Genomic DNA, 388 nt, shown 5'->3' on the forward strand with positions numbered 1-388 from the left:
GCACGAGGGCCTTCACGGCCTTCGATTCCAGCTGGGGCCGCAGCACCGCCTCGGTGATACCGGGATACAGAAACACCACCGACACCGCATCGTCCATGGCGAGCGCCGCCGCCAGTGTCCCTCCCGTAGCGGGCCGAGCGAGCAGGCGCTCGCGGAAAACGATGTGCAGGTCCATGTCGGCCAAGGGCGGGTAATTGACCGATTGGAAGGCGCCGAAATTTGTGGAGCTGACCTTCGTCGCGCGGTTGCCGCGCCACAGATGGCGCCCGAACGAGATGGCCACCTCCTGCACCATGGGCTCGCCGGCCTCGGTGCGGGCCGCGGCGATCTGCAGCGGCGTGATGAGGTTCTCAGTACCGTCCTCGCGGATCTCGCCGATGGGCAGCTG

Annotated in this window: 1 protein-coding gene; it reads right to left on the reverse strand. The window is 67.3% G+C overall.

All coding sequences use genetic code 11. The features are described from left to right. A partial coding sequence (locus NE591_RS13135; protein ID WP_256156849.1) for an asparaginase domain-containing protein occupies positions 1-388 on the reverse strand: 388 nt, incomplete at both ends.

This window comes from Adlercreutzia sp. DFI.6.23 (assembly GCF_024462535.1).
Classification (GTDB): domain Bacteria; phylum Actinomycetota; class Coriobacteriia; order Coriobacteriales; family Eggerthellaceae; genus Adlercreutzia; species Adlercreutzia rubneri.